The following is a 17,541-nucleotide window of genomic DNA, read 5'->3' as shown; positions in this document are numbered from 1 at the left end:
CAAAAAATCGTTGCAAGACATCTCCTGTTATAATATAATAGAGAAGATTGTTGATTATGGAGGAAAATGTAGAAGATGGGAATAAAAGTAGCGAAATTTGGCGGTTCTTCAGTTGCTGACGGAATCCAGCTGATGAAGACGAAGCAAATCATCGAAGCAGACCCTGACCGCAAGTACATCGTTGTATCTGCACCGGGAAAACGTTTTGATGGAGACAATAAAATTACAGATCTTTTGTATCTGTGCAAGACTCATATGGAACATAACCTGCCTTATGAACAGGTTTTTCAGGTTATTACGGACAGATTTATGGCGGTTCAGCTGAATTTGAATGTTAACGTTGACCTGCAGGGGCACTTTGATATCATTAAAGAGAATCTGAAAAAGGGCTGCTCTTCTGACTATATTGCAAGTCGTGGTGAGTATTTAAATGCTGTACTGATTGCAGCTTTTTTAGGGTATGATTTTGTTGATGCTGAAGGGCTTATTTTATTTGATAATAAAGGTAGACTGATGCAGGAAGCGACCGATGAAGCGCTTCGCAAAGAGCTTGCAAAACATGAGAGGGCTGTACTTCCTGGATTTTATGGCAGTAATGCAGAGGACGGCAAGGTGCGGACTTTCTCCAGAGGAGGTTCTGATATTACAGGTTCTCTGGTGGCAAGAGCAGTGGATGCGGATATTTATGAAAACTGGACGGATGTATCTGGTTTTCTGATGGCGGATCCGAGAATTGTAAAAAATCCGAAGCCGATTCATAAGATTTCTTATAAAGAACTGCGGGAACTCTCATATATGGGAGCGTCGGTGTTGCATGAAGACGCGATTTATCCAGCAAGAATCGCAAATATTCCAATTAACATTAGAAATACGAATTTGCCGGAGGATCCAGGAACCATTATTACGGCAGAGCACGATGAAAGCAATACAAATGTTGTAACAGGCATTGCGGGCAGTAAAGATTTTACCGTTATTGCGATTTACAAAAATATGCTCAGCAGTGAACGAGGCTTTGTCAGAAGAATCCTGGCAATCTTGGAGGATATGGATATCAACTTTGAGCATTTGCCGAGCGGGATTGATACCATTTCTGTCGTAGTCTCCAACAAAAGTCTGGACGGACGACTCGATGAACTTCTGGAAGCTTTTGAAAAACAGCTGAGCCCTGACCACATGGAAACTTTTGAGGATATCGCTCTTATTGCTACAGTGGGCCACGGCATGAGCAGCAGAAGCGGCGTTTCGGCGGCATTGTTTACAGCCCTTGCCGAAGCAGAGGTTAACATTAGAATGATCGATCAGGGTTCCAGCGAAATGAACATTATCGTTGGAGTACAGAATCGCGACTTTGATACGGCAATCCGTGCCATCTATCAGGCATTTGTATAACGAATAACGATTTAGAAAACTGCAGGGCGCAAAACCGTCAGCTGAAAGGACGGGGCGCCTTGTTTTTTGTTGTCAAAACCTCGTGTTGTGCCCGGTTGTGCAAATCTGGCTTATCTTTTGTCTTATGCACAACTGTTGTCATGATGGGTTGTGTATCTTGCTTCTGAACACAGGTTTTTGCACAACCTTATTCTTTTAGATCATATAATTCCGGCAGGAAGTTGTGTAAAATCAAACTATTTTATTATGAATGCACAATTCGGGTGAGAGAAAATTGCGGACAAGTAGAATTTTAACGAGATAGTTGTGCAAAAAAATTAATCTTTATCGGATTTACACAACTTTGCAGTAGCGTAGTTGTGCATTCGGCGAATAAAAGCATGGATTTGCACAACTTCGTAGTTTCAACGTATCTGCAGTGGGTATTTTACGTACAAAAATCCTGTTGACAGAAATAAAGTTGCGTGCTAAAATATTTGACGTATTAAAATTATTAACAGTGTTAACTATTTCTTGCGGTAAGTTTAGAACAGGAGAACCAATCATGAGAGAGGAACAGAAAAATTTTTTTGATATCATGCATTCTTTTCGGAAATTGAATCTTTCCAGCATGCTGCCGGGTATCAGTCACGGAGAATTTGGTGTACTGAAGATGATACAGCACTGTCAAAGGTGCAGCGGAGTCGACCAAGGGGGGGTGAAAGTCTCTTTGATTGTGAAAGAAATGCATCTGCCGCCGCCGGCTATTTCCAGAGCATTGCGTGTGCTGGAGGAAAAAGAACTGGTGCTGCGTGATGTGGATAAGAAAGACCGGCGTAATACTTTTGTTAAGGTGACGGAGAAAGGAATCGCGCGCATTGCAGAAGCAGACTGCATTATGGAAGAATTCTCTGATGCAGTGTTTGGCAATTTGGGGGCAGACACCATGCAAAAACTTAACGACTACCTGCAGAAGTTTGTGGAAACTTCCAAAATAGAAATAGAAAAACGAAAGTATAATGAAAAGAAGGGGGAAAGTGAATGAAGAGAATTTTTAGGAACATAATTCCGTACTGGAAATCTGTGCTTCTGATTGTGCTGCTGCTTACGGTGCAGGCCTATTGTGATCTGGCGCTGCCGCAGTACACAGCAGATATTATAGATACTGGTATTACAGGAAAGGGAGTGGAGCATATCGCCCCAGAGAGAATCACTGCTGAGGAATTTCGTGAAGCGCAAGTTTTTATGGAAGAAGAGGAAGCGGTACTGTGGAATGAGATTTATGTAGAGGACGGTGCCGATTACAGACTGAATGCAGAGGATGAAAAGGTTCTAGAAGAAGTCGACGAGAAGCTGATAACCGCTGTAGCGCTGACTTATCAGTTGGGTCACATGCGCGAAGGCGACTTTAAAGATACTATCAAAGAGGCGGTTTCTCAGAATCCACAGATGGCAGAATTGGAATCGAAAATAGACGATATGTCTATCGAAGAGATTGAAACTCTCATGGGCACCGATATTGACAGCTTTCAGGCGGAAGATGAAGAAGGGAATGTGTCGAATTATGTTGACATGCGTCCTCTGATGGAGCGTATGATTGCAGAAGGACAGATGGACGAGGCAGCCATCAGAAATGCCAGAACCTCTATGGAGGAAATGATTACCTCTGTAGGCGAAGATACTCTAAAGTCTATGGGGATTGCTTATGCTGCCTCCTGCAATGAGGCAGCAGGTATCGACATGGAGAAAGTACAGACTGACTATCTTTGGCGTGCAGGGTTTCGCATGTTTTTCATGGCAGCGCTTATGCTGGCGGCAGCGGTCTGCACTTCCTATCTGGCTGCAAGAATCGGCGCAGGAGTCGGCAGAGACCTGCGTGGCAAGGTATTTAAGAATGTAGTCGGATTTTCCAATGGAGAAATTGATAAATTTTCTACTGCATCGCTAATTACCAGAAGTACTAACGACGTACAGCAAATTCAGATGGTAACGACTATGATGCTTCGAATGGTGCTTTATGCGCCGATTTTGGGCATAGGCGGCATTTATAAGGTGGCAAAAACCGGTGCAGGCATGGGATGGATTATCGCGATGGCTGTCCTTGTAATTATGGGATTTGTGCTTCTGCTTGTTTCTATTGCAATGCCGAAGTTCAAACTCATGCAGATACTGGTCGACAATCTGAATCTGGTTTCCAGAGAGATTTTGACAGGTCTTTCAGTTATTCGAGCCTTTGGCAGAGAAAAGACCGAAGAAGAGCGTTTTGATGTTGCCAATGAGAATCTGAAGAAAACGCAGCTATTTACCAACCGGGTGATGACTTTTATGATGCCGGGCATGATGTTAATTATGAACTGTCTGGTCATTCTGATTATGTGGGTCAGCGCACAGAGAATCGACAGTGGAGATTTGCAGGTGGGAAATATGACAGCATTTATTACTTACTCCATGCTGATTGTCATGTCTTTCCTCATGTTGACTATGATGTCCATTATGCTGCCAAGAGCTGGCGTTGCTGCAGAACGTATCGATGAAGTGCTTCAGACAAAATCCTCTATTGGGGATCCGGAAGAACCGAAGGCTTTGAGAGAGCACAAAGGCGTGCTGGAATTTAAGAATGTCAGCTTCCGTTATCCGGGCGCAGAGGAAGACGTGTTGCATCATATTAGTTTCAAAGCGGAGCCGGGCAAGGTGACAGCTATGATTGGAAGTACCGGCGCTGGAAAATCGACGTTGGTAAATCTGATTCCAAGATTTTATGATGTGACGGAAGGAGAAATTACCTTAGACGGTGTAGATATTAGGGAACTGGCTTTGCACGAACTGCGTGAGGAAATTGGTTTTGTACCGCAGAAGGGGGTTCTGTTTTCTGGAACCATTGCTTCTAACCTTCGCTTTGGCAAGGTTTCGGCTACTGATGAAGAAATCAAAGCGGCAGCAGAAATCGCGCAGGCAGCGGATTTTATCGCAGAGAAAGAAGAGGGATTTGACAGCTATATCGCCCAGGGCGGTAGCAACGTGTCCGGTGGACAGAAGCAGCGTCTTGCTATTGCAAGAGCCATTGCAAAGAATCCAAAGGTTTTCGTCTTTGACGACAGCTTTTCTGCTCTGGATATGAAAACTGATGCAAAGCTTCGCAAAGCGCTGGCTGACAGAGTTAAAAATGCGACGGAGATTGTGGTTGCGCAGCGTATCAGCACCATACTTCATGCAGATCAGATATTGGTATTAGACGATGGAGAAATTGTGGGCAAGGGAACCCACGAGGAATTGATGAGAAACTGTGAGGTTTACAGGCAGATTGCAAGTTCTCAGCTTTCGGAAAAGGAACTGGGAGGTCTATCCCAGAGTGCACAGCTGCCGAAGACTACAGAGGGGGAGGTGAATGACAGTGAAGAATGATACAAGGGAGTTTAAGCCTAGGCGCAGAGGACCTGGCGGACACGGACCGATGGGTGCTATGATGGGCGGCGAGAAAGCGAAAGACTTCAAAGGCTCCTTTCAAAAGCTCCTCGCATATATCGGCAGATATAAGTTTGCCGTGCTGGTGGTTATGCTCTTTGCTGCGGCTTCAACGGTGTTCAACGTGCTGGGACCAAAGGTCATGGGACGCGCTACCACCGAACTTGCAGAGGGACTGATGAGGAAAATCGGAGGTACTGGGGGCATTGATTTTGACAAAATCCTGCAGATCCTTTTGATTACCTTGGGGCTTTATGCCGCAAGTTCGGTGTTTACCTTTGTGCAGGGCTTCATTATGAGCGGCATCACCCAGAAAATCTGTTACCGCATGAGAAGGGAGATTTCTGAAAAGATTAACCGCATGCCGATGAAATATTTTGAAAGCAGAACCTACGGTGAGGTGCTGTCCCGCATTACCAATGATGTGGACACATTAGGACAGGGGTTGAATCAGAGCATTACCCAAATTATTACATCGACTGCAACGCTGATTGGCGTGCTGGTCATGATGCTATCTATTTCACCGCTGATGACTTTGATTGCGCTGGTGATTCTGCCGATTTCAGCAATCCTGATGTCGGTGGTAGTAAAGTATTCACAGAAACACTTCCGCACCCAGCAGAAGTATCTGGGCAATATCAATGGACAGGTGGAAGAAACTTTTGCGGGTCATTTGGTTATTAAGGCGTTTAATAAGGAAGACGAAACCATTACGGTATTCGACGAGACTAACGATGTACTTTACGAATCTGCTTGGAAATCGCAGTTTCTTTCAGGACTCATGCACCCACTGATGATGTTTGTAGGAAATATGGGCTATGCCGGTGTTGCGATTTCCGGAGGACTTCTGGCTATCAAGGGCACCATCGGAATTGGGGATATTCAGGCATTTATTCAGTATGTAAAGAATTTCACGCAGCCGATTCAGCAGATCGCTCAGGTCATCAATCAGGTGCAGTCTATGACGGCAGCATCCGAGCGTGTCTTTGAGTTTCTCGCAGAAGAAGAGGAAGAGCAGACTGTTGAAAATCCGGTGCAGCTGAAAGATCCGCAGGGCGCGGTGCGCTTTGACCATGTGCGTTTCGGCTACGACCCGCAGCAGATTATCATCAAGGATTTCAGTGCCGACGTAAAGCCAGGACAGAAAATTGCCATTGTGGGACCGACCGGTGCGGGCAAGACTACCATCGTAAAGCTGCTTATGCGGTTTTATGATGTACAGGAGGGTTCCATTTCCTTGGATGGACACGATATCAGAGCGTTCAACAGACATAATCTGCGTGATTATTTTGGTATGGTGCTGCAGGATACCTGGCTGTTCAAAGGTACCATTATGGAGAATATTCGCTATGGCAGACTGGACGCGACGGATGAAGAGGTTATTGCTGCGGCAAAGGCTGCCCATGCGGATCACTTTATCAGAACACTGCCGGGCGGCTACGAAATGGAACTTAATGAAGACGCCTCCAACGTTTCACAGGGACAAAAACAGCTGCTTACCATTGCCAGAGCCATTTTGGCAGATAACAGGGTGCTGATTTTAGACGAAGCGACGTCTTCTGTGGACACTCGTACTGAGGAGCGAATTCAGAGCGCTATGGATAATCTGATGGAAGGCAGAACCAGCTTTATTATCGCGCACAGATTATCTACCATTCGCAATGCAGATTTGATTCTCGTCATGAAGGAAGGCGACATCATTGAGCAGGGAAATCACGACCAGCTGCTGGCAGCCGGCGGTTTCTATGCTGATTTGTATAACTCCCAGTTTGAGAAACTAGGATAAAGGGATATTTTAGAAAAACAGATCAGAGACTTTATTGAAAGAATAGAGTCTCTGTTTTCGTATGCGCATAAGAAATGACAGCATTTTGTGAAAGAATTGGAAGCGGTGTACAGAAGAAGCGAAATTTGAAAGAAATTTTGTAGGAGCAACTGGCTTACTTAATTCATGAAGGGTTCTTTTTCTTGTTGTGCCCACACGATAATTTAGAGCGCTTTTTAATTTTCTCAATCGTTTTCTCATCGGGTCCAAAGGAAAATTTCACTTTGCAGAACTTCCCCCTTTGTAGGCGCAAAAAAAGGAAAGTTATAAGTAAAATAACGTCTACATGAGTACTTCACACTAATTCACAAAGGATTGAGCGTTTTTTTTTCAAGAGAAATCGATAATTATTTCGTCATTTTCTTAAAAAAACTCTGAGGAACATGTATTTTGTTCTGATGCACATTAGCCTAGCAAAGGGTTTTCCTTTTTTTCATGAATAAAGGGTAAAGTTCTGCAAAAGCAAAAAATGCTTCAGCTGCTTTTTTGAAAAAATAGGCGTACAGATGTGAAAATGGATTTTCCCGGTTTGAATAACGTGATATAATAAGAAATAATATGTGCAAATCCAGGGGGAAGGCTTATGAAAACGGAAGTTTTAATCCACGAAACATTGTGCCGGAATTTGACGGACAAAGCATTTTTAAAAGAAATCGGAGTTTCCCGAAAAGAGATGGAGCAGAATCTGCAGAAACAGCGGTGGAAGCACATGGCGGCAGACCTTGCAGCAATTGGAATCGCAAATAAACGATATAAAGCGCAGGATGTCCTAGCGGTTGCAAAAAAGGTTATTCCACAGCTTTCTGAGGAACCGGAGGAAGGATGGCTGCGCCACTGCTACAGCTATCTTCTTGCCCAGCTATTTCCGGAGATGGGAGAACCTGACGGCGCAGCTTTTTACCACGATGGAAGATGCTGGCTTTTGCAGGTTTTACGCAGTGTGTACAGCTTTGAACGAGAACATCTGCCTTTCGACCCGACCAAGGATATGCAGTTTCTCACAGACAGCGAGGTGGAGGAAAAGGGTTATACCCAGGAATATATCCACATGCACAAGCTGGTAAAAAGTAAATACGTTTATGAGTTTATGCGTATCGGTATTGATATTACGCCTTTTAACACCCTTGGGCATATCAGCGGGGTTCATTACGTCGCCATGTTTGCAGCAAGACAGCTTGCAAAGGCTGGGGTGCCTGTGGATTTGGCGCTGGTTTCCGGTGCGGCGGCAGGCCACGATATCGGAAAATACGGCTGCCGCAAAAGTGAGGAAAAGAGAATCCCTTACCTGCATTACTACTATACCGATTTGTGCTATAACCGTTTTCATATGCCGACTATTGGCCATATTGCAGCCAATCACTCTACTTGGGATTTGGAGCTTGAAAACCTGTCTGTAGAGTCGTTGCTTTTGATTTATGCGGACTTCCGCGTGAAGAGCAGCCGAGATGAAAAGGGTGCAGAAGTAGTGCATTTTTACAATTTAGCAGAGGCTTATGACGTGATTTTGGGCAAGCTGGATAACGTGGACGATGCGAAAAAGCTTCGCTACCAAAAGGTTTACGACAAACTGAAAGACTTTGAGAATTATATGGAAGAAAACGGAGTGCACACAGAACTTCCAGAGGACTTTGCGACAGAGCCGAAAGAAGCGCCGCATCCGAAGGTGCGCGAAATTGTTCTTTTGGAGGGGGAAGAGATTGTCAACCAACTGAAGTTTTCTGCCATCGGACATAACATCAGGCTGATGAGTCGCTTCCACCAGGACAGCGAGTTTGCCAGCCTCATAGAAGCTGCTAGAAGTGAGCAGCAGTGGAAGAATCTGCGAACCTATATCAGTATTTTGGGGGAGTACTCCACCTATATGACGGAAAAGCAAAAGCTTTTAACACTGAAATTTCTCTATGAGCTGCTTTCCCATAAGGAAAGCGACATCAGAAGCCGGGCAGCAGAAATTATGGGCTGCATGGTCGCAGGCTTTAGCGAAGAGTACAAGAAAGAAGTGCCGACTGATATCACCTTGCCGGACCTCCTTGTCAGCAATCTGACCCTTTGGGAACAGTATCTGACGAAGATTTTAAACCCTTCATATAAGCTGACGGATCAGCATAAGAAGTGGATTTCCAACACGTTGGACAGCTTCGTCAGAGCTACGGTGAACCACTGCAAGCCGTCTTGCAGGCATAAATATTTTGACATTCTGGAAAAATTTTACCAGGATACGGAAAATCATACGGAAAGCACCGCCATGGTGCTTCTTGATGCGGCGGCAGTGATTGACCGCAGTTTGTGTACAGAAAGCTTTGTTGCCGTTATGAGCAGCTTTCTAAAAGGCAGTTTTGGAAGGTTTTCCAGGAGCGTGGATATCGGCGTTCTTTCTGCGGCACGCTGTTATTTTGACGCCTATACGGAAGAGCGTTATGACACTGACCTGCGAATGCTGATGAAACTGCCAAAAGACGAGGACTTTGATAAGCAGCTTGCAGCCATGTTTCTTGACGACTTGAAGACGGGCACACCGTGGATTCAAAAGGTGGCAAATATTGGTTTTATGCTGAAACACGCCATAGGCAGCGGTGACAGAGGAAAACTGCTTCATGTAGCGACGCATCTTTCCAATTTGGTAAAAGTCAGCGAGACTGTGACGGTGCGCCGTGCTGCCGGAGAGGGATTGCTTCATATGATTGCAAAAATGCCGCCGGATCAGAGAAATGAGTTGACCGTAGAACTGTTTAACGGGTTGGAACTGGGCGATTATCAGTTTTCTAAATATATTCCGGATTACCTGGGTGTTATCATGCTCTATTTGCCGCCAAAGGAACTGGATGAGTCCATCGATGAGCTCCAAAAGATTCTGGAAACTGGAAATGAAATGACGGCATCTTCTGTGGTAAACACTCTTGGAGTAATGTTGGAGCACTATTCTGTTTATAAAGAGAATTTTTATGAGAAAGGTAATGCCTCTGAGAAACGCCGTTTCAGACTTCTCAATCTGCTGGTGAAAGCTTATGCCAGCTATAATCATGTCTGTTCGGAGGAGGCTTTCTGGATTCTTGGCACCAGAGTCTTTGGCAGTGAAGTGCTGAGTCTTGCTGAAAAGAACGAGCTTTTCTGTCAGTGTTATAAGAAACTGGCAGTGCTGCTTTCTGAAAAGACGGAAGACCCATTGGACTTTTATAATAATGCGGCGGTTTTGAATCACATTTACAGATATATCGGTCAAAATCAGATTGAAACGGGCAATTTTGATTTTCAGCAAAGTCGCAAGGTGGCATTTTTTCCGGGCACCTTCGACCCATTCAGCTTGGGACACAAGGCTGTCGCCACTACGATTCGTGATATGGGATTTACAGTGTATATGGCTCTTGATGAGTTTTCATGGTCGAAGAACACTCAGCCGAGACTGCAGAGAAGAAAAATCATGAATATGTCAGTGGCTGACGAGGCGGATATCTATGTGTTCCCGGAGGATATTCCGGTTAATATCGCAAATCCACAGGATATCAAGGTGCTGAAGGATACTTTCTGCGGCAAGGAACTTTATATTGCAGTAGGTACTGACGTGATTAAGAACGCTTCCTGCTACAAAGCACCGCCGGAGACTGATTCTATTCACACCCTGAATCACATCGCTTTTGCCAGAGAATCAGGTGAGCAGAAGGAGGGTGCAGAGGAAGAAAAGGGCTATCCGATTACTGGTGAGGTGGTTTACCTGCGGCTGAAAAAATACTACGAAGATATCAGTTCCACCAGAATTAGAGAGAATATTGACCTCAACAGGGATATTTCCAACCTGATTGATACGGTGGCGCAAAATTATATTTACGACAGAAATCTCTATCTTAGAGAGCCTGCATATAAACATGTGCTGCAGGCAAAGGAGATTACAATCAGCAGCTACGAGCACAGAGATGTGGATAGTCTTGATAGAATCAGAGAGGATTTGATTTCCCGTGGCTACGATATGGAGCGAATCAAGACATATTTGTCGCGGCAAGGCGTGCGTACGCTTTATATTGAAAACGGTGTGAGACAGAAGAAGATGGCGGCATTTGCAGCTGCCCACAGGGTGGAAACCAGCCAGCTTCTTGCGGAGTTTGGTGATCCTGCTATCGCTTCCCACATCAGAGATAAAGCCACCGGCGGTATTGCAGTTATCGGCGCTCTCTTTGTAGGGAAGGGAAGGGCGATTTCCAATGTAAATCAGATTCTTATTACAGAAATTCTAACGGAGCTTTTGGCGCGAGACTTTGCATATGTGGTATATCATCCGGCTGACGAAGCAGGATATAATCCACGGGTTATTGAGGCGCTGCGCAGGCAAGGCTTTATCAATATTGCAGAAGCTGGCAGCCAGACGCCGATTTATGCGGTAGACATGCGCTCGCCGATTGTGGTGTTCCGTGACGTTGAAACTGTAATTAAGAATCCGCTGAACAAAAATCCTAAGGTACTGCATGCTCTTGAAGAGGCGCACAACAAAATGCTTCGGGTGCTGACGGGGATTTATCACGGACAGCTGGTGCTTTCCTTTAATACCAGTGCGGTGCACAACAAGATTATCGGAAAGGTTGCTAAGCTCAACGGCGTGCCAGTGGAACCTGCGAAAAACAGGCAGCGCGGTCCGTACATGTCGGTGCCTTTTGGAAAGGCGCTGGCGGATGTGGTGGTGCCGAATACAGTAACAAAGGCGCTGCACACGGAAAAATATTTTGACAGCGATTTGAGCCATTTCAATATTGCGGAGATGAAGCATTATGCGGCACTTGACAATCAAGCGAAGACAATCAAGTCTTTTAATCGCCCGATTATCCTGATTGATGATCTTTTGCATAAAGGTTACCGCATGAATATTTTAGACCCGATTTTGAAACAGAATCAGGTAGAGGTAAAGGAAATTATTGTGGGTGTTATGACCGGAAATGGCAGAGATTTAATGGCGGTGAGAAACAGAAAGGCAGAGAGTGCATATTTCCTGCCGAGCCTACAGGTTTGGATTAATGAGAGGGACAGTTATCCGTTTATCGGCGGCGACAGCATGGCAAAAGACGCAGATTCATCTATTAATCTGATTTTGCCGTACACTATGCCTACCTTTATCAAGGCCGGAACAGAGGCGGTCTTCGATTATTCCATGACCTGTCTGGAAAATGCCAGAGACATTTTAAAGGTATTGGAGCAGGAGTATCAGGCTACCTTTGAAAGAAAGCTGACGCTGAAACGTCTGGGCGAGGTTATCACCTATCCGCGGCGTCCGGACATTGGAAATGGCATCAGCTACGATGAAAATCTGGCGCCGTCTGCTTATGTGGAAAACGATATTGAAAAGCTGATTCGTATGCGGCTGAAAGGATAAAAAGGAACGGAAGAATATGAAACGAATTGAAGATTTATGGAAGGAAGCGGGGGTGAAGAACCCTGTCAGCTTGCAGCGAGGCGGCTGCGCACCGGTCAGGCCTGGGAAGAAGCACCGGGTTAACGTTCTGGCTCTCGGCGACGTGGGAAGAACAGTTCTTCTGGGGCTGAAGCTGCTGGGTGGTGATGTGATTTCGTCCATCGGTATTTGCGACCTTTCAGCGGAAAACCTGCAGCGCCTTGAGATGGAAATGAATCAGATTTCCTATCCTTTTGAGGAGGCAGGATCGCTGCCGCAGGTTACGCCTGTAGCCGAAGAACAGCTCTTTGACTGTGATGTGTTTGTTTTCTGTGCAAGCAAAGGTGTGCCGCCGCTGGGAAGTCAAGGCGATGTGCGCATGGCACAGCTTGAAGCAAATAAGGAACTAATCAGTCGCTACGGAAAAATGGCGGCTGACACCGGTTTCAAAGGACTGGTGGCGGTGGTATCAGACCCCGTAGATCCACTTTGCAAGACATTTCTTACTTCCAGCGGTCTTGCGCCTTCCCAGATCCAGGGCTACGGCTTGGGGGTCATGAATGCAAGAGCTATATATTTTGCTGGAAGAGACCAAAGGCTGGCGCATTATCGAGAAGAGGGGCGCGCTTTCGGACCTCACGGAGAAGATTTGGTGATTGCAGACAGCATTGTGCATTACGACGATGAACTGTCAAAGGAGCTGACTGCGCTAACGGTGAATGCCAATGTAGCGGTTCGGGAGCTAGGCTTTAAGCCGTATATCGCGCCTGCTATCTCATCTGCGGCCATCTCTATTCTGCTGACTTTGCGGGGAGCGTGGCACTACAGCTCTCTATATCTGGGAGATGAGAATACCGGCGCTTTTCTCGGCATTAAAAACCGCATGGAGGCAGACGGTCCTGTCTACGAGGATTTACCTTTGCCGGAGGCCCTGTATGAACGGATTAATAAGGCATATAGGCATCTGTTGATTTTAAAATGACGTATGTGAAAAGGAAAAGAGGCGATTGAATTTGCTGACAGTGATTAAACCGTTTTGCAAAGAATTTAAAAGGGAAAGTCGGATGGATCAGGTGCTTTCGGAAGCACTTAAAAATGTCAAGGCGGAATATCTTCTGACCGCTGACGATTTAGAAAGAACCGACCTCAGAGGCAGGAGACTGCTCTTTGCTGTCTGCCTTTCTGAATCCGGTATCAATTTGGAATACTATCGTATGCTGGAGTATTTCCGCAAAGTGCCGGACTGCCTTGCAGGGGCTTGTGCAGGAGTCATTGTGGACGGCAGCGGAGAGCTTTTTACCAAAAGTCTCGCCCGACGCCTGGTATTTTCTGCGAACATGGCAGGCTGTACTTTCCCTGGCAAACCTCTGGTGGAAGCAACCGGATCCTTATACAATTTTCAGATTATCAGCAAAGTGAATCATACGGATTTGGCGGAGGCTTATGCCGGGCAGGTGAAAAAACTGGTGCAGCGGCTTCTTTCTTTCGAAATTCATGGGGAAAAGACGCAAAAAGTGTTGATGGTTCACGCTAGCAGCAGGAAGACGTCCAACAGTCTGCTTCTTTGGGAAAAGGTACGCAGATATTTTGATGACGATGTAGAGGTGGAGGAGATTTCTCTGCGAAACGGTCAGCTTCTTGACTGCCGCGGCTGTAAATACGAGACCTGTCTGCATTTTGGCGAAAAGGACGACTGCTTTTATGGCGGCGTCATGGTGGAAAAGGTTTATCCTGCTATCATTAAATGCGATACGCTGGTGATGGTTTGCCCTAATTACAATGATGCGGTCAGCGCTAACCTGACAGCCTTTATTAACCGGCTGACCTCTGTGTTCCGCACCCACGACTTCTCAAAGAAAAGAGTCTTTGCTCTAGTGATATCCGGCTACAGCGGCGGAGATATTGTGGCGGAGCAGGTGATTGGTGCGATGAATTTCAACAAGAACTTTATTTTACCGGGAAATTTTGCTCTGGTAGAAACCGCTAATAATCCGGGAAGCATTCTAAAAGTGGAAAATCTGGAAGAAAAAGCCGCCGCCTTCGCGGAGAGAATTTATTCTTCACTTTAGAACACTTTTGCGGTATAATAGAAGTATCCAAAGGGATAGGATAGAGAACAGAAAGGGTGTTTTTTATGAAGAAACTAGTTACAATCAGCAGAGAGTACGGAAGCGGTGGGCGCATTATCGGAAGACTTGTTGCGGAGAAACTGGGCGTGCCATTTTACGATAAGGAGATTATCGATATGGCGGTAGAAAAGAGTGGATTATCCAGAGAAATTGTGGAGACCGCGGAGCTTCGTGCAAAGAGTAGCTTCTCGTATAGCCTTTCTTCAGCAATGAACTTCGGTGAGGGCATGATGAGCGAGGCAGTTTCCGTTAACGTAAAGCTTTTTATCACCCAATTTGATGTGATTAATCAGATTGGCGAGGAGGGTGAAGGCGTCATCGTCGGAAGGTGTGCTGATTACATTCTCAAGGATATGCCAGGGGTGACGAATATCTTTGTTTATGCGGAACTGGAAGACAGAATTCGCCGTTGCATCGATGTTTATGGCATTGATGCCGCCGATGCAAAGGAGACAGTGCATACTTATGACAAAGCTCGTGCAAACTACTATAACTACCATACCTGCCAGAAATGGGGGCAGTTCTCCAACTATAATTTGGCAATCAACAGCAGTTATATTTCAGAAGAAGAGGCTGCAAGCTTAATTGTGGAATACGTTAATAAGAGAACATATAGATAAATTAAAGTGAAAATCAAGTGGATGAGTCGAGAATTTTGACCACGGAGGAAATGAAATGAGCAAGAAAAATAAACTGGAGCCGAATAAGGCGGATAAAGGAAGAAAAAGCGGCACGTCTGCAGCAGCAAAGGTAGCCCTTGCAATTTTAGGTGTAGGCTTTGTGGCAGGAACTACGTTGGTAGTGGGTATGGACCACATCATGAAGAAAATCTTTGTGAACGAAGACTGGCCAGATGAAGAATGGTCGAGAGATGACTGGGCTGAAGAAGATTTAGAAGGATAAGTGACACGACCGGTGAAAGGGCAGGAATTTCCGCCTTTTCATCGGCTTTATTTTTGCTTTGTTTATTACAGCTTAAGACTGGTCGGCCTATCATGAAGCACTTGTTTGGTGATACCCAGTTTTCGGCGGCTTCTGTTTTGGGGCGGCAGGAGGCAAGGGTTTTTGACAAAAGTTCCCGCTCAAAATCCTTTAAAAAATCTTGATAAGCTTGTTTTGACGAAGTGATTTCCAACGTCGTTTTTTGTGTGGAAAAATAGGCAGGCAAATCGGAAGGTGTAATCCATTCGCTTTCCGCAGAAGCAAATGCGCCTTCGATGACATTGCGCAGCTCCCGAATGTTGCCGGATCAGTGATAGCTTTGAAACAGTGATGCGGTGTCAGATGACAGACCTTTGATTTCTATAGAATATTAAAAAGCGACAATAAAATACAAAATTTAAACAGGACACTTTCACTTGTATAGAGACTGTCAAAACAGTTGTATATGTAACGGAGATAGAATGTTTATATGAAAAAGATACAGAATTTAGATGATAGGAAAGTTTTTCATCCTTTTTCCAACAAAAATATATATGCTATGGTCATGCACGACGAGATGCGCTGCAGAGAATTTTTAAAGTGAATTTTTCCGGAAAGAAAGGCTCGCCAGGTGCGCCTGTCGAAGGAATACAAATATTCTGAGCGAGAAGATGGATGCCGAGTCGAAGTAGAAAAGACAATTCTTAATGGTTCGTTTTACAAAAGCATCCAATTGAATGTACTTTTTGAGGATGATACTGCATGGTATGATCTTGAAATGCAGGTGGCAGATAGCGATAGTATTCCCAAGAGACGCAGATATTACCATAGCATGATAGATATCGATATTTAAACGAAGGATCGTGATTATGAAGCACTGAGACCATGTTATGTCATCTTTGTCTGTCAATTTGGTTTGTTTGGAAACGCGGAGACGGTATATCAATTTGAAAACTTTGACAGAAAAAATGACTTGCCATTAGGGGACTTTACAAATACAATAATATTAAATACAACCTGTGAAAAGGAGAAAATGCCGGAGTTTCTTCGACCGCTTCTGGAATATATCAGGAGCGGAAAGATTTCGGAAGACGATGTTTTGTGGAAGAGATCCATCATCAGGTGATAGAACTGAATGAAAAGAGGGATTTGATGGGTTTTATGACATTGAAGAGGATTCCAGACTCAGAGAAAAATGGGCAAGAGAAAAGGGTCTTGCCGAAGACGAGCAGAAGGGCAGGCTTGAAATCGCCAGGAACATGAAAGCGGATGGAATACCGGTAGAGCTAATCATGAAGTACACACAATTGACAGAAGAAGTTAGAAATCTTTAAGTGAAACAAAAACTGGCTTTTAAGAGCCAGTTTTTGTTTCATTGTACTTTATTAGGAAACCCTTGGAATGTACATATCTAAATAGATTTCTTCGATTTTATGTATGTTCGTGTGCATATTTCGGAGATTTTTTGATTTTTATGCATGACGCGGAAACAGGTGCAGCGAATTTGAGCAAGTCAAGCTTTCATACGTTTGCAGTAATAGGGCGTGCCAACAGCATTGACAGAAATTGGATTATACGGTATATTGATATAGAAAAGAATCACGTTGACTACTTGAAAGAAAGAGCAAGGATCGTACCATGGGGGAAAAGAAAGTATCGAATCAGACAGTATCCAAATTAGTACAATTAATATCTTGTATTGCAGAAAGTCGTACGCCGATGCGGCTGCAGGATATTTCAGAACATATTGGTGTGCCGGTAGCGACGGCATTCCGCTATTTGAATGCATTGGTGGAGGAAGGACTGGTATTTCAGGATGGGGCGACAAATCGTTATGCGATGACGTGGCGGGTCTGTGAATATGGAAAATTGGTACGAAATCATATGACGATAAGGAACCTTTCCGGAAGTTTGGTCAGCGAATTATCGGTTAAGCTTTCGCGAGGCGTAAGCTTGTCCATAGAAAGAGGAATGGAGTGCGTCTATATCGACTGCGTATATGATCCGACCAGTATCAGCGGCGGGGTACCGCTGCAGCGCATTGGGCTGCAGGCACCAATTCATGCGGTTTCTTCGGGAAAATTGTTTTTGACTGCATACGAAGAAAGTGATATTGATTTGCTGGTCAATCAAAAAGGACTGGAACAGCTGACAGAGAAAACTATTACGACAAAAGACGCCTTAATGGAGGAAATTCGTAGTACGAAGAATAATCAATATGCCCTGGATGATCAGGAATGTGAGCCGGGTCTGCGTTGTGTTGCGGTTCCCATTTATGACTATAGCGGTGAGATTGCAGCAGCGTTGAGCTGCTTCGGAAAAGTAGAGAATATGTCCTTTGAACAGATTCACAGTGACATTTTACCAGAACTTAGAAGTGTGGCAAAAGAAATCTCTTTTAGAATGGGCAGCTATGAATAAGTGAGAAGCGTGGTCTCTGTATAAGAAATAGAAAATCCCTTTGA

Annotated in this window: 10 protein-coding genes; all 10 read left to right on the top strand. The window is 44.9% G+C overall.

From position 1 onward, the window contains the following. Positions 1–75 precede the first annotated feature (75 nt). The 10 genes from V1225_RS14645 (at position 76) to V1225_RS14600 (ending at position 17,497) form a co-directional block, all read left to right on the top strand. A complete protein-coding gene (locus tag V1225_RS14645) occupies positions 76–1,389 on the top strand; it encodes an aspartate kinase (protein WP_160202314.1) in 1,314 nt (437 codons plus the stop codon). Between the two features lie 544 nt (positions 1,390–1,933). Beyond that, positions 1,934–2,413, top strand: a complete 480-nt coding sequence (locus V1225_RS14640) for a winged helix DNA-binding protein (protein WP_338547067.1) — start codon at positions 1,934–1,936, stop codon at positions 2,411–2,413. After that, on the top strand, positions 2,410–4,770 hold the full coding sequence (locus V1225_RS14635; RefSeq protein ID WP_338547065.1) for an ABC transporter ATP-binding protein: 2,361 nt from the start codon (positions 2,410–2,412) through the stop codon (positions 4,768–4,770). Before V1225_RS14640 ends, V1225_RS14635 begins: the two co-directional genes overlap by 4 nt. Further along, positions 4,754–6,616: an ABC transporter ATP-binding protein gene (locus tag V1225_RS14630; protein ID WP_338547063.1), complete on the top strand. Its 1,863-nt coding sequence runs from the start codon at positions 4,754–4,756 to the stop codon at positions 6,614–6,616. Before V1225_RS14635 ends, V1225_RS14630 begins: the two co-directional genes overlap by 17 nt. Before the next feature lie 622 nt (positions 6,617–7,238). Next, entirely contained in the window at positions 7,239–12,008 is a 4,770-nt protein-coding gene (locus V1225_RS14625) for a hypothetical protein (protein WP_338547061.1), read from the top strand. Between the two features lie 16 nt (positions 12,009–12,024). Then, entirely contained in the window at positions 12,025–13,008 is a 984-nt protein-coding gene (locus V1225_RS14620; RefSeq protein WP_338547059.1) for a hypothetical protein, read from the top strand. A gap of 25 nt (positions 13,009–13,033) precedes the next feature. Next, positions 13,034–14,095 (top strand): NAD(P)H-dependent oxidoreductase, encoded by a 1,062-nt coding sequence (locus V1225_RS14615; protein WP_338547057.1) that lies wholly within the window; start codon positions 13,034–13,036, stop codon positions 14,093–14,095. Positions 14,096–14,160: 65 nt separating this feature from the next. Further along, entirely contained in the window at positions 14,161–14,775 is a 615-nt protein-coding gene (locus tag V1225_RS14610) for a cytidylate kinase-like family protein (protein WP_338547056.1), read from the top strand. Positions 14,776–14,830: 55 nt separating this feature from the next. Next, positions 14,831–15,058 (top strand): hypothetical protein, encoded by a 228-nt coding sequence (locus V1225_RS14605; RefSeq protein ID WP_160202321.1) that lies wholly within the window; start codon positions 14,831–14,833, stop codon positions 15,056–15,058. Between the two features lie 1,656 nt (positions 15,059–16,714). Then, on the top strand, positions 16,715–17,497 hold the full coding sequence (locus tag V1225_RS14600; RefSeq protein ID WP_338547054.1) for an IclR family transcriptional regulator: 783 nt from the start codon (positions 16,715–16,717) through the stop codon (positions 17,495–17,497). The last annotated feature ends 44 nt before the right edge of the window (positions 17,498–17,541 follow it).

It is taken from the genome of Emergencia sp. JLR.KK010, from assembly GCF_037018265.1.
Taxonomy (GTDB): domain Bacteria; phylum Bacillota; class Clostridia; order Peptostreptococcales; family Anaerovoracaceae; genus Senimuribacter; species Senimuribacter intestinalis.
Note: the sequence above shows the minus strand (reverse complement) of the source record. Positions and strands in the feature narration are given on the sequence as shown.

Bases quoted from the DNA above. Each gene is read 5' to 3' on its own strand.
- V1225_RS14645 (WP_160202314.1), top strand. From the start codon at position 76: ATGGGAATAAAAGTAGCGAAATTTGGCGGTTCTTCAGTTGCTGACGGA.
- V1225_RS14640 (WP_338547067.1), top strand. From the start codon at position 1,934: ATGAGAGAGGAACAGAAAAATTTTTTTGATATCATGCATTCTTTTCGG.
- V1225_RS14635 (WP_338547065.1), top strand. From the start codon at position 2,410: ATGAAGAGAATTTTTAGGAACATAATTCCGTACTGGAAATCTGTGCTT.
- V1225_RS14630 (WP_338547063.1), top strand. From the start codon at position 4,754: ATGACAGTGAAGAATGATACAAGGGAGTTTAAGCCTAGGCGCAGAGGA.
- V1225_RS14625 (WP_338547061.1), top strand. From the start codon at position 7,239: ATGAAAACGGAAGTTTTAATCCACGAAACATTGTGCCGGAATTTGACG.
- V1225_RS14620 (WP_338547059.1), top strand. From the start codon at position 12,025: ATGAAACGAATTGAAGATTTATGGAAGGAAGCGGGGGTGAAGAACCCT.
- V1225_RS14610 (WP_338547056.1), top strand. From the start codon at position 14,161: ATGAAGAAACTAGTTACAATCAGCAGAGAGTACGGAAGCGGTGGGCGC.
- V1225_RS14605 (WP_160202321.1), top strand. From the start codon at position 14,831: ATGAGCAAGAAAAATAAACTGGAGCCGAATAAGGCGGATAAAGGAAGA.
- V1225_RS14600 (WP_338547054.1), top strand. From the start codon at position 16,715: ATGGGGGAAAAGAAAGTATCGAATCAGACAGTATCCAAATTAGTACAA.